General features: G+C 53.6%; 14 protein-coding genes and 4 pseudogenes. 7 read left to right on the top strand and 11 right to left on the bottom strand.

The genetic code is table 11. The features are described 5' to 3' along the window. Positions 1-61 precede the first annotated feature (61 nt). Positions 62-1,237, bottom strand: a complete 1,176-nt coding sequence (locus DO97_RS04360) for a homocysteine biosynthesis protein (protein ID WP_036531331.1) — start codon at positions 1,235-1,237, stop codon at positions 62-64. 196 nt (positions 1,238-1,433) lie between these two features. Between DO97_RS04360 and DO97_RS04355 the strand changes: the two genes are divergently transcribed. Continuing rightward, on the top strand, positions 1,434-1,622 hold the full coding sequence (locus DO97_RS04355; RefSeq protein WP_036531330.1) for a hypothetical protein: 189 nt from the start codon (positions 1,434-1,436) through the stop codon (positions 1,620-1,622). Between the two features lie 358 nt (positions 1,623-1,980). Further along, complete coding sequence (locus DO97_RS04350; RefSeq protein WP_239651435.1) at positions 1,981-2,625, top strand: pentapeptide repeat-containing protein; 645 nt, start codon at positions 1,981-1,983, stop codon at positions 2,623-2,625. 123 nt (positions 2,626-2,748) lie between these two features. Here DO97_RS04350 and gifA read toward each other — a convergent pair whose 3' ends face one another. Further along, positions 2,749-2,949, bottom strand: a complete 201-nt coding sequence (gene gifA, locus DO97_RS04345; RefSeq protein ID WP_036531329.1) for a glutamine synthetase inactivation factor IF7A — start codon at positions 2,947-2,949, stop codon at positions 2,749-2,751. Between the two features lie 222 nt (positions 2,950-3,171). Here gifA and DO97_RS04340 point away from each other — a divergent pair, with 222 nt between their 5' ends. Beyond that, positions 3,172-4,020 (top strand): alpha/beta fold hydrolase, encoded by an 849-nt coding sequence (locus tag DO97_RS04340; protein ID WP_036531370.1) that lies wholly within the window; start codon positions 3,172-3,174, stop codon positions 4,018-4,020. 35 nt (positions 4,021-4,055) lie between these two features. Next, the gene (locus DO97_RS04335; protein ID WP_036531328.1) at positions 4,056-5,165 is read left to right on the top strand and encodes an NAD(P)/FAD-dependent oxidoreductase; all 1,110 of its coding nucleotides are present in this window, start codon (positions 4,056-4,058) and stop codon (positions 5,163-5,165) included. A 26-nt stretch (positions 5,166-5,191) separates the two neighbouring features. Here the strand turns inward: DO97_RS04335 and cimA are convergent, their stop codons facing one another. Then, complete coding sequence (gene cimA / locus DO97_RS04330) at positions 5,192-6,904, bottom strand: citramalate synthase (protein WP_052128362.1); 1,713 nt, start codon at positions 6,902-6,904, stop codon at positions 5,192-5,194. Positions 6,905-7,069: 165 nt separating this feature from the next. On the opposite strand from cimA, the pseudogene DO97_RS30730 reads away from it, so the two are divergent. After that, positions 7,070-8,360, top strand: a pseudogene (locus tag DO97_RS30730) (molybdopterin molybdotransferase MoeA). 374 nt (positions 8,361-8,734) lie between these two features. Further along, the gene (locus DO97_RS04320) at positions 8,735-9,118 is read left to right on the top strand and encodes a hypothetical protein (RefSeq protein WP_162182938.1); all 384 of its coding nucleotides are present in this window, start codon (positions 8,735-8,737) and stop codon (positions 9,116-9,118) included. Positions 9,119-9,167: 49 nt separating this feature from the next. Here DO97_RS04320 and DO97_RS30725 read toward each other — a convergent pair. From DO97_RS30725 to DO97_RS04285, 8 genes and pseudogenes are all read right to left on the bottom strand, one after another. Then, positions 9,168-10,575: pseudogene (locus DO97_RS30725) on the bottom strand (UDP-glucose dehydrogenase family protein). Positions 10,576-10,619: 44 nt separating this feature from the next. Next, positions 10,620-11,597, bottom strand: a complete 978-nt coding sequence (locus DO97_RS04310; RefSeq protein ID WP_036531326.1) for a UDP-glucuronic acid decarboxylase family protein — start codon at positions 11,595-11,597, stop codon at positions 10,620-10,622. 197 nt (positions 11,598-11,794) lie between these two features. After that, on the bottom strand, positions 11,795-12,325 hold the full coding sequence (locus tag DO97_RS04305; protein ID WP_036531325.1) for a tetratricopeptide repeat protein: 531 nt from the start codon (positions 12,323-12,325) through the stop codon (positions 11,795-11,797). Positions 12,326-12,702: 377 nt separating this feature from the next. After that, positions 12,703-13,059, bottom strand: coding sequence for a 50S ribosomal protein L20 (rplT, locus tag DO97_RS04300; protein ID WP_036531324.1), 357 nt, complete (start codon positions 13,057-13,059; stop codon positions 12,703-12,705). Positions 13,060-13,082: 23 nt separating this feature from the next. Then, complete coding sequence (gene rpmI, locus DO97_RS04295; protein WP_036531323.1) at positions 13,083-13,280, bottom strand: 50S ribosomal protein L35; 198 nt, start codon at positions 13,278-13,280, stop codon at positions 13,083-13,085. Between the two features lie 189 nt (positions 13,281-13,469). Beyond that, positions 13,470-14,166 (bottom strand): annotated as a pseudogene (locus DO97_RS04290) (N-acetylmannosamine-6-phosphate 2-epimerase). An 84-nt stretch (positions 14,167-14,250) separates the two neighbouring features. After that, positions 14,251-14,838 carry an ATP-binding response regulator gene (locus DO97_RS27330; protein WP_275574938.1) on the bottom strand — a complete coding sequence of 196 codons (588 nt, stop codon included), beginning with the start codon at positions 14,836-14,838 and terminating at the stop codon, positions 14,251-14,253. After that, positions 14,801-16,138 (bottom strand): sensor histidine kinase, encoded by a 1,338-nt coding sequence (locus tag DO97_RS04285; RefSeq protein WP_052128360.1) that lies wholly within the window; start codon positions 16,136-16,138, stop codon positions 14,801-14,803. The genes DO97_RS27330 and DO97_RS04285 overlap by 38 nt, the downstream gene beginning before the upstream one ends. A 163-nt stretch (positions 16,139-16,301) precedes the next feature. Here DO97_RS04285 and cobN point away from each other — a divergent pair. Then, positions 16,302-20,121: pseudogene (gene cobN / locus DO97_RS04280) on the top strand (cobaltochelatase subunit CobN). Positions 20,122-20,139: the final 18 nt, after the last annotated feature.

Below are 20,139 nucleotides of genomic sequence, written 5' to 3'. Positions count from 1 at the left end.
CTCCAGTACTCACAGGGGTGAAACAAAGGGAATATCGAATCTGTCCGGCTTGGAAATAGACTCAATCCATTGTCAATTGGGAACCGCCGAGATCCTGGGGTAAGAAGGCGCGATCGCAGGGTAGAGGGGCAACGGCCTCACTCAAGAGAAACTTGCCTGCCAGAATCCAGTCCTTCAAGGTTTGAGCGACTTGGCGCGAGAGGTAGAGACTAGCAAGGGGAGCCACCCGCACGCTCTTCCCTTCCAGGGTGATGCGACCAGACTTTAACTTGGCATAACTGATCAATCCAAAGGTGGGACGTACCCGTCGAGGAATGGAAAAGTCTACGATCGGTGCCACCAGATCTTGATCCAAAACCGCACTGTGAGCCACCACTGCTTCATTCAGCACCGGCAGAGGAATGCCTACCCCCAACATCAACGAAGGGCCATAGTTTTTGAAGTAGCATCCCCTGACCCATTGGGGACTCATTTGTTTTGCATCGCCAATCAGCGCCAGGGTTGCGGCGGGACCAATGGGGGTGCGATTGGCTAAGCGTTTTTGCAAGGGGAAATGTTGGGTTCCTTCCCAAGCGACATAACCGATGCCGCCCCCTAGAAAAATGCGACTGCCAATCCCCACAAGTTGTAAATCCGGGTCATTCATCAGGGGAGAAATGGCACCAGGGTTGGAGTAAACCGCATTGCCAAATCGGGGTTGGAGCGGCCCTAAGTAGGTAAAAAGCGGGCGATCGCCGCCATTGACTCCGACAACAAAATTTTGGTAGACATTCCGGGGATTAAACAGATAAAACTGATTAATCGAGTCACGGGTAATCGTGGTTTCAAAGGCAGTGCGGGGATAGCAGTCGGTTGCCTGCCCCAACGCCCGCAGATGCACAGGTTTGCCAGCGATCAAGTTTTCAATCACATAGCCACCACCCCAAGCCCGTGACTCCTCTGCCTCTTCGGCTACCTGGGTGGCTCCCAAATAGAGATCCACCGCCCCAAACCCGGAATAGGCCAGTACTCCATCCATCCAGCATTGACGGATCTTAATCGGAGGATCCGTATGGCCCAAGTTGATAATTGCCCCAGAAGATTCCATGGGTTCAAAGGTGCCAGTGGCAATGATATCGACTTCCCTTGCCGCCTGGGTGACCCCAACCTCTATGACCCGCGCCTTCAGCTCTTCAACCGTCCAGGCAACCGCACATTGACGGCTAATTTTGTCATTAATCTCGGCAATGGTTCGCATGGGGAAAGATAAACTACAAATAACCAGAACAGCATGGCACCATCTAGCAGACTAGAGGTATCCAGCTGATGGCCTTGTTAACGTCGATCACGTTCGAGCTAGACTACTAGCTTGCTTTTCTGATTAGTTTTACTTATTACTGTAACTCCAGAAGAGCCCTCTAAGCTAACCGACACGCTGCACTCCACCTACTTTCATGTCAGACTTACCCATTGATGCCACTCTCTACCTGCTGCTGAACTTACATTGTCTGCTAGGTGGCATTGCCGCCATCATTGCCCAACGGAAGGGACGGCATCTTGGTCGATGGCTGATTCTAGGCTTGGTGGGTGGCACCCTGGCGCTGGTTGCTGCGATCGCTTTGAAGCGGATCCCCCAAACCTAAGCCGTTGGGCGATCCCGCCCAGTGGTTTGTCAACTTTGGATGGGATGATTTTCTGGATAAGCGATTGGAAAAGTACTAGGGCATTACCTGGCCAAGGATGCTGGGATTCCCTGTAAGTTGGTACGCTCAAGAGCTGCGCTCAAGGCTGCTCAGATGCGCGTCTATCAATTGCTCAAAGTGCTGTCCTAATGGGGGTAAAAGTGCAAAAATGAAGCTGTGGTGATTTCCTGGCTTTTTTAATATCCCTAGAGAATTCCTAAGGTGAATGCCTGAGAATCATAGGTATTCAAGAACATCCATTTTCCCCAGCAATTCTGTGCAGGTCTTGTTCCATGCTTGGCGCTTTTTCGGAGGCTTTATGGTAACCCGATCCCGATCCATCCTGACCTTGGCTCTTTCCCTTTTAGGGACTGCGACCTTTGGGGCATCGATGGCCTCTGCCTTTAATCCTGCAGATGTGCAACGCTTGAAAACTTCCAAGCAATGTCCCAACTGTGATCTCAGCTATGCAAATCTAGGCAGACTCGATTTGAGTGGCGCGAATTTGTCCCAGTCGAATTTGAGCGGTGCAGGGCTAAGAGGCTCGAATATGCAGGGTGCCAACCTGAGCCTAGCTAATCTCAGCAGTGCCGATCTGATTGGCAATAATTTGAGTGGTGCGAATCTGTCGGGGGCGAACCTGTTGGGCGCTTACCTGCGGCAGGCAAACCTCCAGCAGGCAAATCTGGCTTATGCAACCATGAGTGCCGTCAATCTCAATGGAGCCAACCTCATTAATGCCAATCTTTACCGGGCGATTCTGATCAATGCTGATTTGACAAGTGCCAACTTGAGTGGAGCCAACCTTCTGCGGGCTGACTTGGGGGTTGCCAGTCTCCAATCTGCCAATCTGAGTGGTGCGATTTTAGAACGAGCGAACCTGGTGGGTGCTTTCTATAACCAGAGCACAACGTTTAACAGTGGCTTCTCCCCGGTGTTTCGGGGTATGGAAGCTGCTAACTAGTTGGGCATTAAAAAGATTAAATCTAAAGGGCGTGACAGATCTGTCACGCCCTTTTCTATATCCACCATGATTTGTAGTCCTAGATTGGCAGTCCTAGCGCCGTCTCAGCAGAGCTAACAAGGACTAGCTCATGGTGGAGTGACTGCGATCATAGGTTTGCTGAAAGCTGGACTGGGGCTTACCTTGAATGTGGTTCCAGAAATGAGCAGCTTCTGCTGGCATCCCGACTTCTGAGGCAACTCGACTCAGCATTGACTGTTCGCGGTGTTTGACTAATTGGTGGTGACGAACCATGAGGGCACGGGCTTGTTGCTCAGTAGACATGACAGGCTCCTTCTCGGATAACAGGTTTTTATTTTGTTCTTAAAATAAGAATATCAGAAAAATTCTGTATTCAAAACTACAAAATATCGTAAATCACAAAAATTAACACAAGTAGCTGGGTCGGTCAAACCTCAGGCATGGCTTGCTGCCAGATCCCAGGGAACGGTAAGCTCAAACAACGGAAGTGCTTTACCAGGGTTGATCCCCAAATTGAGGAACATGGTGGCGATCGCCGAATATAAGGTTCAAGTGGGCAGTCTACAGTGGTTTTACCGGGAGGTGATCCCAGAAACCCCCAATGGGCGATCCCCCGTACTGTTGTTGCACGGGTTACCCTCCCAGAGCTACAGTTGGCGGGAGATCTTGCCGGAGTTAGGCAAACAGGGATTTCGGGCGATCGCTCCTGACTGGATTGGCTTTGGCTACTCCGACTGGCCGGAACCCCAAGACTTTGCCTACACCCCCGAAGCATTTATTGAGGCATTGACTGCGTTTCTAGGGGTGCTGGAACTCTCGCGGTTTTCCCTCGTGGTTCAAGGCTTTCTGGGATCTGTCGGGCTCCAGTATGGACTGCGCCATCCTGACCAGATTGAGCGGTTAGTCATCCTGAATACCCCCATTACCCCCACCGCAAAATTGCCCTGGAAAATTAAACAACTGGGGCTGCCACTGATCGGGGACATGCTCACCCAAGATCCCCTGCTAGTGGATCGCACCCTGGAAGGGGGGGGGCCTTATCAGGTGCAAAATGCCGCCCTAGATGTTTATCGTCGGCCTTTTCTGACCAGTTCCTCGGCAGGACGTGCCTTACTGGCAACGGTGCGGCACTTACAATTAGCGACCGCGATGGCTGAAATTACTGCGGGGTTTACTCACTGGCAACAACCCACCTTGTTGGTGTGGGGGCTGCAAGATCCGTGGCTGCCGCTCAGTATGGCTCAACAGGTTGCCAGTGGGTTGGCTGGGGGTGAAATCGTGACCCTGGATCAGGTGGGGCATTACCCTCAGGAAGATTGGCCGGAACAGGTTCATGGGGCATTAATCCCTTTTCTCCGTCGCGCTAATTTCTAAAACCCTGGGGAGTCATATTTCCCCCTCTACCCAGAATGACAAACATTGTAGTTGTTGGTTGTGGGGTGATCGGGGCAGCGATCGCCTATGAACTCAGCCGAGTGCCTGGTCTTGCTGTGACGGTGGTCGATCGCCACCCTCCGGTGCAGGGGGCAACGGCGGCAGCACTGGGGGTGCTGATGGCAGTGATCAGCCAAAAGCTGAAGGGAGCAGCGCTGAGACGGCGACTGTTGAGCTTGCAACGGTATGAGACGCTGATTCCAGAACTAGAAGCTGACACAGGTTTGCGGATTCCCTATAATCGGCAGGGAATTTTGAAACGCTGTGAAAGTGACAGGGAACGTGTCCAGTGGCAGCACCTAATCGCTGCTCGGGCGGCCCAGGGTTGGCAGCTCGAACTCCTAGAGCCTGAACAAGTTCATGCCCAATACTCCCAACTGGATCGGTCTCATTGGACAGCGGCCCTCTACTCCCCCCAAGATCGGCAGGTTGATCCCGTAGCTTTAACCCAGGCACTCGTCGCCAGTGCCCAAAAACGGGGGGTACGATTTGAGTTTGGCGTTAGAGTTCTAGGGGTGGAAGCGACTCCTACTAAAGCTGCAACCCTCAAGGTAGAGGTGGGGGAAGCGGGGTGTAACACCCCAACCCCGTTGGCAGCAGATTGGTTAGTCCTGAGTGCAGGGTTGGGATCTACCCAGTTAGCGGCCAGCCTGGGGCGATCGCTCCCCTTGCAACCCGTTTTAGGTCAGGCAATGCACCTGCGATTAGCCTCGGCGTGGCCGACTCCCCAGCCCGTGATCACCACTGATGATGTGCATCTTGTGCCCCTGAGTCCTCAGGAGTGCTGGGTCGGGGCAACGGTGGAATTTCCCCAGGATGAAGCTGTGGCTACGCCTGATCCCAATGCCTTAAATGGGATGCTGTCTAGGGCGATCGCCTTTTGTCCGGAACTGGCCTCAGCAACGATTCTCAAAACTTGGTCAGGTCTTCGTCCCCGCCCGGTGGGGCGACCAGCTCCGATGATTGAACCCCTGCCTGGCTATGCCAATATCCTGGTGGCAACTGGCCATTACCGCAATGGAATCTTACTTGCCCCTGCAACTGCTCTGGAGATTCGGGATTTGATCACCCACAGAACCCCATGATCAATTACTTGGGAAAATCGAAGTGTTCAGACTTCTTGATGGAGGGGAGGAATCAGTACCGCTGCCTCCAGTGGGTGGGGGAACTTTTGCAGCAGCAACCCGTATTCCAGACCTTCGACAACAGCCTGATAGGAGGCTTCAAGAATATTTTGAGAAACTCCAACGGTTGTCCAGCGCTGCTGCCCATCACTGGACTCAATCAGGACGCGGGTTTTAGCAGCAGTCCCCGCCGCCCCATCGAGAATCCGGACTTTGTAGTCTGTGAGGTAAAAATCCGCCAGAGCCGGATAAAAATTCACCAATGCCTTGCGCAGAGCTGCATCAAGGGCAGCAACGGGGCCATTGCCCTCCGAGGCTTCCAGAATATCCTCCCCCTTGACCGTTACTTTCACAGTGGCAAAACAGTGACTTTGGCGCAGGGCTGGACTTTCGGTCACACCACAATGCACCTGAAATCCATTGACAACAAATAGGGATTGTCGTTGTCCTAGGGCTTCTCGCATCAGGAGTTCAAAGCTAGCCTCCGCAACCTCAAACTGGTAGCCCTGATTTTCGAGGAGTTTTAACCGTTGTAACAGCTGCTGACAGGTCGGATCCTGGCGGCTAAGTTCCAGACCAAAACTCCGAGCTTTGGCGAGAATATTACTCAATCCAGCCTGATCTGAAATCACAATCCGGCGGAGGTTGCCCACCGATTCAGGTTGAATATGCTCATAGGTGAGGGGATTTCGCTCCACAGCACTGACATGGATCCCGCCTTTATGAGCAAAGGCGGATAGCCCCACAAACGGCGCATGTTCATCGGGGGCCAGATTGGCGATTTCGCTAATGAAGCGGCTGGTCTTGGTTAACTGCGCCAACTGATCCGCTGCCAAACAGTCGTAGCCCAACTTCAGTTGCAGATTGGGAATTACAGAGCAGAGGTTGGCATTCCCACAGCGCTCACCGTATCCATTCACCGTCCCCTGAACCATTTTGGCTCCGGCGAGTACCGCTGCCAGTGCATTTGCCACTGCCGTTTCCGAGTCATTATGGGTATGAATTCCCAGGAGGGGAGTCTGGGGAGCTGCAACCCCTTCAGTGCCAAGGAATTGGAATTGCTGGTTCACGGAGTCGACAATCTGGCTAATTTCGTGGGGGAGGGTGCCCCCATTGGTATCGCAGAGGACGATCCACTCTGCCCCAGCGGCGATCGCCGTGGCTAGGGTCTCCAGTGCATAATCTGGGTTCTGCTTGTAGCCGTCGAACCAGTGCTCAGCATCATAGATCACCCGTCGGTCTTGCGATCGCAGATACTCGAGGGTGTCCTGAATCATCGCTAAATTTTCGTCCAGACTGGTTTTCAGACCCTCCGTTACCTGGAGATCCCAGGACTTACCGAAAATGGTCACCCAGCGGGTTCCTGCTGTCAGAATGGGTTGCAGCATCGGATCTTCAGCGGCGGTGTGGTGAGGTCGGCGGGTGGAGCAAAAGGCAACCACCTCTGCCTGTTGCAGGGGGGCTGCTTGCAATTGCCAGAAGAACTGCACATCCTTGGGATTGGCACCGGGCCAGCCCCCTTCAATAAACGGCACCCCTAAACTGTCTAACTGTCGGGCAATGCGCAGCTTATCTTCAATGGATAGGGTGAGTCCCTCCCGTTGGGCTCCATCCCGTAACGTGGTGTCATAAACTCCAGATTTTTGGGGGAGGAGACTGAGGGCATGGGAATTTACGGGGAACCGAGAGTTCCTGAAGATGGACGGTTGACTGTCTCTATTTTCGCTCTGATTCAGCCATCAGTGTGAGTCCAGCCAATCTTGTGATTTGACTAGATGGCCTTCTGATTGCGGGGAGGCTCATAGCTGCCAAAGAGGCTGCCATCCCTGAGAATAGAATTATTTGCGGTGCAGCAGGTTCTGCCGATGCTTTCAGTTCAACAAGCAGAAGCCATGATTTTGGGTTTGGTACACCCCCTTGATCCAGCATCGGCCAGCGAAATGCTGAATCTAACCAATGCGACCGGACGGATTCTGGCTGAGAAAGCAATCAGCCAGCTTGACTTTCCCCATTGGGATAATTCCGCCATGGATGGCTATGCAGTGCGCTTTGCCGATGTCCAGACCACCAATGCTGACCATCCCGTGACCTTGGAGATGGTTGAGGAAATTCCCGCCGGAAAGCTACCGACCCGCACCCTGCAACCCGGACAGTGTGCCCGAATTTTTACCGGGGCGATGTTGCCTCTGGGAGCCGATACGATTGTGATCCAGGAGCATACGCAGCGACAGGGACAGGTGGTGCAGATTCTGCAAACACCTAGACCGCAAGCATTTGTGCGGTACCAGGGTAGCTATTGTCGCCAGGGAGATTGCCTGGTGTCTGTGGGAACCCAACTCACCGCACCAGATCTGGCGGTGCTGGCAGCGGCGCAATGTGCTCAGGTTAGTGTCTTTCGTCGTCCACGGGTCGCCATTTTCTCCACTGGAAATGAATTGGTCAGCCTTAACCAGACCCTTCAGCCTGGTCAGATTGTGGACTCGAATCAAATTGCCCTAGCCGCGCTGGTCAACCAGAGTGGAGCTGAACCGATACCCCCTGGGAATTGTGCCCGATGATCCAGTGGCCCTGAAAGCAGCGATCGCCGATGCAGTTGCCAGTGCAGATTTAGTCATATCCTCCGGTGGGGTTTCCGTTGGGGATTACGACTACGTGGATCGGGTCTTAGCAGATTTACTGGGGCAGATCCATTGCCGCTCGGTAGCGGTCAAACCAGGAAAACCACTGACCGTTGCTACCTTCCCGAGGGCTTCTCCCCAGGCTCCCGTTTTATACTTTGGCTTGCCCGGAAACCCAGTTTCAGCGCTGGTAACCTTCTGGCGATTTGTGCAGCCAGCGTTGCGCAAACTCTCGGGTCTGGTTGCGCCCTGGACGCCGACCTTTATCCCAGCCTATACGGCGCAAGACCTGTTCAGTGATGGTCAGCGGGAGACCTATCTTTGGGGGCGGTTGTATCGCCACGAGCATGGCTATGGGTTTGAACTGGCTAGGGGCAGCCATAGTTCTGGCAACTTAATTAATTTAGCGGGGACAAATGGATTAGCAGTTTTGCCTGTGATGCAGCCAGGGGTATCCGCTCCACTAGAGCCAGGTCAATCTTTCACCATCACAGCCGGGAGTCTGGTTCATGTTTTGCCGATGCACTCCCGGCTTTGAATCCTGGGAACTTTACCCAGAGACTAGTTTCATCGTACTTAGAACCTGGCCTTAAATACTATATGTAGTGTTCAAAAGTCCAGAAGCCACCCGATTTGAGTAAGTCCTGGCTATCTCACAAGATTTTCGGGCGATGACTATATTTGGAAAGCTGCCCACAGGTCAAAATTCACAGATTCTTGATCCCCGCTAGATTTCACTCAATACAAATTTTTGTGAAGCTCAAGAATAGTTAAAAAAACTATGCACAAAACGTCAACTTTTGTATAATTAGCAAAACCTGGGGCTGCAAACATTTCATGAACATTTTAGATGGCAGCTCCTTCAAAATCAAACTTTTTAAGGCAAAACGACGAACTCTAACAAAACCAGCAATGAAAACACCAGGGATCAAGTTATCGGTAGGTAAATCTCCATCGGGCCATCTGGGTTTAATGTTATTTGATAAAAATGGACTGTTGATTCAAGGCATAGATAGTCTGGGCAACACCGTAGAGGATCAAGACTGTGTCCAAAGCATATTTTTAGCCATTGGATTACGGATGATGCTGGCATCTTCCTTTGCTTTAGAGGGGCTGGAGTATTTCACAATTCGCCTCAAGGCTCAGTCAGCCCTCCTGGTTCGCTGCTCGACAGGTGATTATTTGGCGCTGATTAGTGCCCAGCCCCGCCATGTGTTTAGCCCAGGAGAAGTTGACTGGCTGCGACAGACTTCAGTGACCCAGTTTCGGGAGCAGGTAGGAGCATTGGCGGCCTGAATTCGGTGGCAGCCTCTACCTGCTGGGGTGTGGGTTTGCACCCTGTCGGTTAGCGACCAATACCCAGGTAGCGGAAGCCTGCCTGTTCGAGGGCAACTTGATCGAGGAAATTCCGACCATCGATCATCACTGGGTTGGTCATCAAGGCTGCCATTGTCTTGTAATCTAGGGTGCGAAACTGTTGCCATTCAGTAACCAGCACCAAGGCATCGCATCCATCGGCCAACCGTTCAGGATCGGTCTCGACCAACACGTTGGACAGCCCGTGGCGCAACCCTGTTTGAGCGACAATCGGATCATAGGCTTTGACTTTGGTTCCAAGGCGACTCAACTGTTCAATCAGGTTGAGAGAGGGGGCATCGCGCATATCATCGGTATCGGGCTTAAACGTGAGTCCTAAGAGACCCACTGTTTTTCCCTTGAGAATTTTCAAGACCTGCTGGAGCTTTTCAACCGCGATCAAGCGCTGGCGCTGGTTAACGCTAACCGCTGCTTTCAGGAGTTGAGCGTCGTAACCATAATCGTCGGCAGTGTGGATCAGAGCCGCTACATCCTTGGGGAAGCAAGATCCCCCCCAACCGATGCCAGCCTGTAAGAACTTGCCACCAATGCGCGAGTCCAAGCCAATCCCTTTGGCAATCTGGGTTACATCTGCCCCGACGCGATCGCAGATATTGGCAACCTCGTTAATAAAACTAATCTTGGTAGCTAAAAAGGCGTTGGCAGCGTACTTGATCATCTCCGCAGAGCTGAGATCGGTTACCACTACTGGAATTGGCCCTTGAGGGGGGGAGCATCTCCACTGGAATATGGCTGGGAACCTGAATCTGACGAGCTGTAATGGGGGCATAGAGTTCCTCCATCAGGGCGATCGCCCGGGCATTATTACTACCGAGGACAATCCGATCGGGATTAAAGGTGTCGAATACTGCAGAGCCTTCCCGTAAAAACTCTGGGTTGCTGACGACATCAAACTCCACCGGAGCTGCCGAGGCCGAGGCCAGATCAGTCGCGGTCACCAGGGTTTGCTGGCGCTCGGCCACCCCATCCAGAACAATCATCCGCACCCAGTCTCCTGAACCAATGGGCACTGTAGATTTATTCACAATTACCTTATAGCCCCCATTGAGATGGAGACCAATGCCCCGAGCCACCGCCTCCACATAGCGAGTGTCGCTTTCGCCATTGGGTAAGGCGGGGGTACCAACGGCAATAAACAGGATCTCGCCGTGCTTGACTCCGGCTGCCAGGTCGGTTGTAAATTCGATACGCTGGGATTGGATAGCCGCCTGCATAATCTCAGATAAGCCAGGCTCAAAGATCGGAGACTGCCCGGCTTTCATCAATTTGACTTTTTCTTCATTGTTATCAACGCAGATGACCTGGTGACCAATAAATGCAAGGCAGGCTCCTGTAACCAGACCGACGTATCCTGTACCGATGACACAAACACGCATAACGGACAATCCTTCTCAAGACAAGCGATGAATCGTTTCAGTAGCTAAGAACCCAGGGTGGAAGCAGCACTGCTGGATTTCGGGGCGCATGCCTCCCGACTGACTCGGGCATGAAAGTCTTCAACCGTCAGTTTCAGTCCTTCCTGCAACGGTACCGTTGGCTGCCAGCCCAAAAAGGATTGGGCGCGGGTAATGTCAGGGCGGCGGCGGCGGGGATCATCCTGGGGAAGGGGCTTAAACTCAATGGTCAGATCTGGATTCACCATCTGCAACACGGTTTTTGCCAGTTGTAAAATCGTGTATTCATCTGGGTTCCCCAGGTTGATGGGGCCAGTGTGTTCCCCGTTCATCAACCGAATCAGGCCGTCCACCAAGTCTGAGACGTAGCAAAAACTGCGGGTTTGAGAACCGTCCCCATACACTGTCAGAGATTGATGGCGCAGCGCCTGCACGACAAAATTACTGACGACCCGACCATCGTTCTCTAGCATCCGGGGGCCGTAGGTATTAAAGATCCGCGCCACGCGAATCTGGACATCATTTTGGCGATGGTAATCAAAGGCAAGGGTCTCAGCAACTCGTTTGCCTTCGTCATAACAACTGCGAATCCCAATGGGGTTGACATTGCCCCAGTACTCCTCTGCCTGGGGATGCACATCCGGGTCACCGTAAACTTCTGAGGTGGAGGCCAACAGAATCCGAGCCTTGACTCGCTTCGCCAACCCCAGCATATTCATGGTTCCCAAAAAGCTGATTTTAGCCGTTTTGATCGGGTTGTACTGGTAGTGAATCGGTGAGGCCGGACAGGCTAAGTGGTAAATTTGATCAACTTCCAGACGAATCGGTTCAGTGATGTCGTGGCGGAGCAGATCAAAGTTGGGGGAGCTTAACCACTTGAGGATGTTGTGCTTATGTCCGGTGTAAAAGTTATCCAGGCAAAGGACTTCATGATTTTCAGCCATTAATCGATCAATGAGATGGGAACCAATGAAGCCAGCTCCACCCGTAACAAGAATTCTCATAGGTAGACGGGGTAAAAGTTCAGAACCATGGAACGGCAGGCAACCGCAACTCCACAAAGGCCAAATCATTCTAAAAATACCTGACTTTGCCCCGCAACGATCATCCATTCTTGGGGGAGAGCTAGATACTGGTGCCGCTTGGCTGTCCAACTGCAGAAACGTGAGCGATCTAGCATCCCCAGCCTAAGATAAACCGTTCAAGCAGCAGGGGTTACCAGCTTCCGCAACGAAGCAGCTCGGCGCTTAGCAGTGGTATTGTTGGGTTCCAGAGCCAAGACTTGCTCATAGGCTTCTAACGCTTGACTGGTGAGTTTTTTGCGTTCGTAAGCGTGGCCCAAATTATTGAGCGCGGTCGTATAGTCCGGCACTAATTTCACCGACTCTTTGTAGTTGCGAATCGCCAAGTCATACTGTTCTTGGGCAAAATAGGCAAACCCTAGGGCATTGTAAACCAGAGCAGCATCGGTAGCCGTGTCCAGACTCTCAGCTTTCAGCGACTTCTGGAGCTGAGTGATCGCTTGAGCATAAATCTTCTTATCTAAAAGGATGGTGCCTAGTTCAAAGTAGTCTTGGGCAGTTCCCTTCTCTTTACTGAGTTTCCGCTGGAGCTCGGTGAGGGTACTTTCAGTCTTACGGGTTTTGAGTACCTGTTGCAAAATCGCCCAAGCAGCGACTCCCAGCAAAACCAACAAAATTCCCAGGTAGATAACGGGTAAAATTTCATCCATAAACGACCATCCAGGCAAACCCCAAAATTGAGCGCGCTATCCTAAAGCTAACCATTGCTTGCTAGCGGGTCATTGCAGCGATGCTGCCGTAACTGCATCATACTGTAAGCTCGTGACTACGGAGTTACCAATGGTGATCACGGAGTAACATCCACTCGCAACAATTGGCCGAGGGGGTTGGGAAAGCCTCCATTTAAAAACGCCTCCAGATAAAAAAATATCCTTGACGATGAACATCAAGGACTCCTGTTGGCGACCTGCTGACGCTGGCTCACCCGAACAATTCGTAATCAGATGTCACTGAGTAAGGATCAATGTGCAGCCCCATGGCTCGATAAACCGATGACATGAGGAGAAACGGTGATGAGCCGCCCAGCTTAACCCCCAGATTGGGCAGCCAGTTCGACCACCTTGCCAAAGCTTGCAGGGTCAATCACCGCTAACTGAGCTAGCATCTTACGATTAATCAAGATATTGGCCTTTTTCAGCTGACCTATCAATTGGCTATAGCTGAGACCATGGAGACGGGCAGCAGCATTGATGCGAGTTATCCACAGACGGCGAAAATCTCGCTTCCGCTTCCGGCGATCGCGATAGGCATTCCGCAGGGCTTTCATTACCTGCTGGTTAGCGGTACGAAATAGGCTGGAGTGAGAACCCCGGAACCCTTTAGCAAGTTTGAGAACTTTTTTGCGGCGTTTACGAGCAACGTTACCGCGTTTGACCCGTGTCATAGTTACCTGAGACCTTCAAAATCTTATAAGTAGGGCAGCATGAGGCGCACGTTCTCAGCATCTCGCTCGTCCACCAAAGCTGGATGGGAGAGGGAGCGCTTCCGAGCGGCACTCTTGTGTTGTAGCAGGTGGTTCCTCATGGATTTGCGGCGCATAATCTTGCCGCTACCCGTGCTGCGGAAACGCTTGGCAGCAGCTTTGCGAGTCTTGAGTTTGGGCATGGACTGACTCTAATTCGACACAAACGTTAATTCTACTATGACCTTAGCTGACTACACAAGCTTTGGAACCAACCAGGCCGTAATTCTCACTTTGGAGTTTTGCAGCATTCCCTGGGGTTGCAGGTGCCTGGGAGACGAGTCTCCAGCAAATCCCAGGGCTCACCTCCCATCCTGCGTGTCGATCTACTGCTAAACAGGCTGACGCAGGGCAGCACAGTAAGCGTTGACGAGGGCATCAATCCCGGTAATGGCGGTTCCCACCACCACCGCATAGGCACCCAACTCTAGGGCTTGCCGTGCCATTGCAGGCGTCTGAATGCCCCCTTCGCAGATGACAGGGATGTGCCCCTGCTGCACCCAATCGCTTAACAGTTCAAAACCGGGTGGTGTTAGATGCCGGGTTGCGGCGGTATAGCCATAGAGGGTGGTGCCAATCAGATCCGCACCTGCTGTCTCGGCGGCGATCGCGGCTTCCAGGGTATCAATATCTGCCATCACGGGTTTCCCTAACTCTTGGTGAATGCGGCGGATCAGGGATTCAACGGTTTCGCCCTGGGGACGCGATCGCAGGGTGGCATCTATCGCGATCAGATCGGCTCCTGCCTCGGCGATCGCTTGAGCGTGGTGAAACTGCGGCGTAATGTAGACTTCGGAACCTGGAATTTGCTGCTTCCAGAGGCCAATGATGGGGACACTCACTTGCTGTCGAACTCGGGAGATATGGGCAGGTGTATCAATCCGCACACCAACCGCTCCCTGATTGACCGCTGCTTGGGCGATCGCGGCAATGATCGGGGGGGGTGTGCAACGGGGAGTCAACGGGCGCTTGACAGGAAACAATCAGACCGTGGTGTAGGGTGTTGAGAAGTTGCCTCGAATCAGCCATGGGGGATCCAGAATCAAAATCAGCGTGGATTGATCGTCGGGGAAATACCAATCGCCCACCAGTTGTCTGTTGAGAATACAAATATTAAGGATTGACAAGTGCGAGCAAAGCGACAATTTTGTGGAATAGCTCCTGGGGTTGGAAAGGATAGCTCATATAGTCATCGGCTCCCACGGTCAGGGGGTGGCAGGGATGGGTGCAGCCATCCGGAGGGGAGAGGGACAAAATCTTGAGGGGTTTGGCAAGGGGCGTCCTGCGTAATTGCAGAATTACCTCCGTCCCATCCGCACCTGAGAGCTGCATCTCTAAGATCACAAGCTGGGGCTGAAGTAACTGTACCTGAGCGACAGCACTGAGTCCATCCATGATCCAGATCACCTGATATCCCGCAGTGGTCAGCAGATCGCAGATGATTTTGGCGGTTTCTTCTTGATGGGCAATCAAGACTATTTGCCCCTGGGTATTCCCCGCACTCACAAAGGCTAGAGGAGCAGCAGGGAGGAGTTGGGCCGGAACCCAGGCAGTAAAGACAGAGCCAACACCAACGGTAGATTCAACTTCGATCCAGCCACCGTGCAACTCTAGCAACTGCTGGGTCAACGCCAGTCCCAGTCCCGTACCTTCATATTCTCGATCATGGGAGGTATCGAGCTGCTGAAATTTTTGAAACAGCAGGGGTTTTTTGATCTTCAGGAATGCCGATGCCCGTATCTTCTATCTGCAAGGCGACCTTGTTGGTTTCTGACCACAGTCTCAGGATCACTTGGCCGCCCTCTGGGGTAAATTTGATCGCATTGCTCAGCAAATTCAAGAGAATCTGCCGTACCCGCCGCTGGTCAGCGGCGAAGTTCAGGGTGGGGGGCGGTTCGGGAGCATCAATCTCGAACCGCTGAGACTGAATTTCTAACGCCAGGGTAACCTGGTTGCGTTCAGCTTTTTCCTTCAGGATTTGGAGGCTTTGATAGGCCAGTTGAGTGAGGGAAAATTCGCTGACATTCAGCAGCATCTTGCCAGCCTCAACTTGGGACAGATCCAAAATGTCGTTAATGAGTTCTAGCAGGTGCTTGCCGCTGTTGTGAATGGTTTGGAGAAAGTCTCGTTGGCGTTGACTCAGTTGCCCCAATGACCATTGCAACAGGGTGGCTGACATGCCAATTACACAGGTGAGCGGTGTGCGGAGTTCATGGCTCATGTTCGCCAGAAACTCACTTTTGGCACGGTTAGCAGCTTGGGCAGCTAGTAGGGTATCCCGGAGATCTTGGGTGCGTTCAATGACGCGCTGTTCGAGGGTTTGTTTCTGCTGTTGAACTTGAGCGTAGAGCTGCGCTTGGTAAATGGCGATCGCCAGGTGTTCGGCAATGTGCTGTAAAAATCGTTGTTCCGTGGGCTGCCACTCCCGTGGTTCAAAGCACTGATGGGCGATCAGTAACCCCCACAAAGATTCCTGCACCATAATCGGAGCGACGAGTTTGGCACGCACCTGTAGCTGGCGCAGCAGATTCATTAAACAAGGAACGTTGGCATAGGTGAGTTCTGTATCGGCGATCGCCAGGGTGCTGCCCCGGTGATAACGCTCCCGACACAGCGGCACCCGGACAAAACAGCTGTCTGGTTCCGCCCAATGCAGTGCGGTAATAATCCCCTGGGAGGCTCTCGCTTCATAGGTAACCTGACCGCCCAATCCTTCAATTTCCCGGCTCTGACCTGCACAGTTGGCAATCCCTGGGGAGGTCTCCGTCGATGGGGTGGAACTCTGGGTATCAAATTGGTAAATTACCAGGCGGTCTGCCAGTAAAAAATCCCGCACTTGCTGCACAGCAGTTTCCAGGATTACAGGTAACTCCAAACTTTGACGAATCTGGGTGGTAACTTGGTTGAGGAGTCGCTCCTGCTCTACTTGCTGACGTAGCGCTTCTTCAACGGGTTGGCAAACAGAGACAGGGGGATAAAATTCAGCGTCGGCGAATGTCATGCCTCGAATTTACGGGAGAAGCACGGAGGTTTTTTGAGCTTATCACTCCCCTTGATCAAAAGCACGGGATTCAAGCCCCGTCTTTCCAGACAGCGGTTCGGTAAACACACAATCCATCCGTGAACGCTATCGCCCTCCTGCCCCCGATTAAAACGGTATTACTATGCACCGTCTTGCCGCCACTCCCGGAGGTTGGAACCCGGATCAAGCTGGGGTGATTTTTATTGAACAAACCCCCGCCCCTCTGATCTTGCTCACCACTGCCGATACTGATATTCAAACCCTGGCTCAGGCGGTGTCTCGCCTACCCCATGGTTTTCCGGCACTCCGGGTGGTCAATTTGCTGCAACTTCAGCAACAACTGACGATCGATACCTATGCAGAGACAGTGCTCCAGCACGCCCAGGTGATTGTGGTTCGCCTGTTGGGAGGTCGCGCTTACTGGCCCTATGGCCTTGAGGTGGTCAAAGATCTGGTAGGTAGAACTGGAGCCTCCTTGGTGCTTTTGCCTGGGGATGATCGCCCTGACCCCGATCTGCTCAGCCATTCCACCACCAGCCTCGGGGCGGCTCACCAACTCTGGCGGTATTTCACCGAAGGGGGTCTCGAGAACCTCACCCATGGGTTGCAATTTCTAGCCGATACCTGCCTGGGAACTCGCTATCACCCCCCTGCCCCCCAAGGGGTGCCTCGGGTGGGTCTCTATCCATGGCCCGCTTCCCAGCAACAACCATCCCAGCCCCGCGTCGGGCTGCTGTTTTATCGCGCTCACTATTTAGCGGGGAACACAGCCCCCATGGATGCCCTCTGTGCCGCCCTAGCTCAGCATCAGCTCGATCCAATTCCTGTCTATGTCTCCTCCTTGCGCGATCTAGCGGTGCAGGCACAGCTGCTGACCTACTTCCAAACCCCAGGATGGTCAGGCCATTCAAGTATTGCTGAACGCTACGAGTTTTTCCCTGGCCCGTTTGGAAACCGCCATCCCCCAAGTCGGCCTCTGGCAGCAGTTGGATGTGCCGATTTTACAGGTGATCCTCAGTGGCGGCACGGTGGAGCAGTGGGCGAGTCAATTCCAGGGGCTCTCTCCCCGGGATCTGGCGATGAATGTGGCGCTGCCAGAAGTGGATGGGCGGATTATCAGTCGCGCCGTTTCGTTTAAGGCGGTGCAAACCTGGAATGCCGACTTAGAAACCGATGTGGTGGGGTATGCCCCCATGGGCGATCGCATTCAGTTTGTGGCGGATTTGGCCGCTAATTGGGTGAAGCTGCGGCAAACCCCCGTTGCCCAACGACGGGTGGCCTTGATCCTAGCAAACTACCCCACCCGAGACGGCAGACTGGCGAATGGAGTGGGGCTGGATACCCCTGCCAGTTGTGTGGAGATGCTGAAGGCAATGCAGCAGGCTGGTTACCAGATCGAGGCATTGCCACCCACGGGAGGGGACTTGATCCAGCAGCTCACAGCCACCCTGACCAATGACCCCGAAGGGCGCGACCTGCGTCCGATCCAGCAAACCCTGCCGATCGCCGCCTTTGCAGCTTATTTCGACCATCTGCCGCCAACAGTACACCAAGGTATCCGCGATCGCTGGGGAGATCGGTGTACCCCCAAGGCAGACATCGCAATTCCGGGACTGCAACTGGGAAATGTCTTTGTTGGCATTCAGCCCAGCCGGGGCTATGACATTGATCCAGCCTTAAACTACCATGCCCCCGATCTAGAACCAACCCCGGCTTACCTGGCCTTTTATCACTGGCTCCGGCATGGGTTTGGTGCCCACGTCATCGTCCATGTCGGTAAACACGGCAATTTAGAATGGCTCCCTGGTAAAAGTGTGGCCCTGGCTGCTGACTGCTATCCCGAGGTTGCATTGGGAGCTTTACCCCACCTCTATCCCTTTATCGTCAATGACCCCGGTGAGGGTTCCCAGGCCAAGCGTCGCGCCCAGGCCGTGATTCTCGATCATCTCACCCCGCCGATGACCCGGGCTGAACTCTACGGCCCCTTACAGCAGTTGGAGCAGCTGATTGATGAATACTACGAAGCTCAAAGCCTTGATCCGACCAGGGTTTCTGTGATTCAGGATCGCATGAGCCAACTGGTGCGACAGGCCAATCTCCACCGGGATTTACAGCACCGCCAGCCCCGCCAACCCGCCCATGGAGCCACCGCTGACACCGATACCTGGACACTAGATCGAGACTGGATTACCGTTGCCGATGGTTATCTCTGTGAGCTGAAGGAAGCCCAGATTCGGGATGGGTTGCATATTTTTGGCCAGTGTCCCCAAGGGTCGCAACTCCGGGATCTGGTGGTGGCGATCGCCCGTCATCCCAACCCAGCCCAGTCAGGACTCACCCGGGCGATCGCCCAGGATTGGGGGTTAGACTTGGATCCCTTAACGGCAGACATGGGGGTTGCCCTTGCTGACGTGCAACGCCAGCAATTAGCCGCCCAGGGACATCCGGACTGTCAGATTCTAGGGGATGCGATCGCGGCGTTGGAACTAGCAGCCGCCAAGCTTGTAGACTCCCTGTTAGCGGATGGCGAGGGCTTCCCCGCCATGGCTTCCGAGACCGAGGCGCTGCATCTATCCCAGCGCTGGATTCAGACACAACTACTACCCGCACTACGACACACTGATCAGGAGCTACACTACTTGCTCCACGGTTTAGCCGGGGGCTATATTCCCAGTGGGGCATCGGGAGCCCCAACCCGAGGCAGACCTGATGTCTTGCCCACGGGACGGAATTTTTACTCCGTTGATATTCGAGCCATCCCCACCGAAAGTGCCTGGGATGTGGGGCGGAAAGCCGCCGCCGTGTTGATTGAACGGTATACCCAGGAACACGGAGAGTATCCCCAAACCCTGGGGCTCTCCATTTGGGGAACCGCAACCATGCGTACCGGAGGCGATGATTTGGCAGAAGCCCTGGCTTTGTTGGGTGTGCAGCCGGTTTGGGATGGGCCATCGCGGCGGGTCGTGGACTTTGAGATTCTCCCCCTGTCCTACCTGGGACGACCTCGCGTTGATGTCACCTTGAGAATTTCCGGCTTCTTTCGCGATGCCTTCAGCAATCTCATTGACTTGTTTGATCAGGCGGTACAGGCGGTGGCAGCCCTGGACGAACCCCCGGAACAGAATTCCTTGGCAGCTCAAGTCCAGCAAGAAAGTCGGCGGTGGCATGAGGCTGGACTCTCCCTTGACCAGGCCGCCCTCCGTGCTCGCTACCGCATCTTTGGCTCCAAACCGGGTGCCTACGGGGCGGGGTTACAAGGGTTGATCGAAGCCCAAAACTGGACAGATGACCAGGACTTAGCCCGTGCCTATCTCAACTGGAGTAGCTATGCCTACACCGCCCAAGGAGGCGAAGCTGCGGCTCCGGAAGCCTTTGAACAGCGACTGCGGCAACTGCAGGTGGTACTCCATAATCAGGACAACCGGGAACATGATCTGCTCGACTCCGATGACTATTACCAATTTCAAGGTGGCTTAACCGTTGCTGTGCGGGCAATTCGGGGTGAAAATCCCCAGGTTTACTTTGGGGATCACTCCCAGCCTGCCAACCCCAAAGTAAGGCACTTGCAGGAAGAACTAGGACGAGTGTACCGATCACGGGTCATCAATCCTAAGTGGATTGCAGGGGTGATGCGGCACGGCTATAAAGGTGCCTTTGAAATGGCAGCCACCGTGGATTATTTGTTTGCCTACGATGCCACCACCCATTGTGTCGAGGATTTTATGTATCAGGGAGTCGCCGCCGCCTACTTATTCGATCCAGCGGTGCAAGATTTCATTGAGCAGCATAATCCCTGGGCGTTAAGGGATATGGCAGAACGTCTGTTAGAAGCCCATCAGCGGGGGTTGTGGCAAACGGCTGACCCACACACCGTCGATCAACTGCGGGCGATCGCCCACCAAGCCGAAGCCAAGGTAGAAGGCATCAGCTTCAGTTCATCGCCTTTGATAACGGATTCATAAGCTCCCATCCTTGGGAGA

This window comes from Neosynechococcus sphagnicola sy1, assembly GCF_000775285.1.
GTDB lineage: Bacteria > Cyanobacteriota > Cyanobacteriia > Neosynechococcales > Neosynechococcaceae > Neosynechococcus > Neosynechococcus sphagnicola.
Note: the sequence above shows the minus strand (reverse complement) of the source record. Positions and strands in the feature narration are given on the sequence as shown.

Coding starts and splice junctions, on each gene's coding strand:
- DO97_RS04360 (WP_036531331.1), bottom strand. CDS start 1,237: ATGCGAACCATTGCCGAGATTAATGACAAAATTAGCCGTCAATGTGCG.
- DO97_RS04355 (WP_036531330.1), top strand. CDS start 1,434: ATGTCAGACTTACCCATTGATGCCACTCTCTACCTGCTGCTGAACTTA.
- DO97_RS04350 (WP_239651435.1), top strand. CDS start 1,981: ATGGTAACCCGATCCCGATCCATCCTGACCTTGGCTCTTTCCCTTTTA.
- gifA (WP_036531329.1), bottom strand. CDS start 2,949: ATGTCTACTGAGCAACAAGCCCGTGCCCTCATGGTTCGTCACCACCAA.
- DO97_RS04335 (WP_036531328.1), top strand. CDS start 4,056: ATGACAAACATTGTAGTTGTTGGTTGTGGGGTGATCGGGGCAGCGATC.
- DO97_RS04320 (WP_162182938.1), top strand. CDS start 8,735: ATGAAAACACCAGGGATCAAGTTATCGGTAGGTAAATCTCCATCGGGC.
- DO97_RS04310 (WP_036531326.1), bottom strand. CDS start 11,597: ATGAGAATTCTTGTTACGGGTGGAGCTGGCTTCATTGGTTCCCATCTC.
- DO97_RS04305 (WP_036531325.1), bottom strand. CDS start 12,325: ATGGATGAAATTTTACCCGTTATCTACCTGGGAATTTTGTTGGTTTTG.
- rplT (WP_036531324.1), bottom strand. CDS start 13,059: ATGACACGGGTCAAACGCGGTAACGTTGCTCGTAAACGCCGCAAAAAA.
- rpmI (WP_036531323.1), bottom strand. CDS start 13,280: ATGCCCAAACTCAAGACTCGCAAAGCTGCTGCCAAGCGTTTCCGCAGC.
- DO97_RS04285 (WP_052128360.1), bottom strand. CDS start 16,138: ATGACATTCGCCGACGCTGAATTTTATCCCCCTGTCTCTGTTTGCCAA.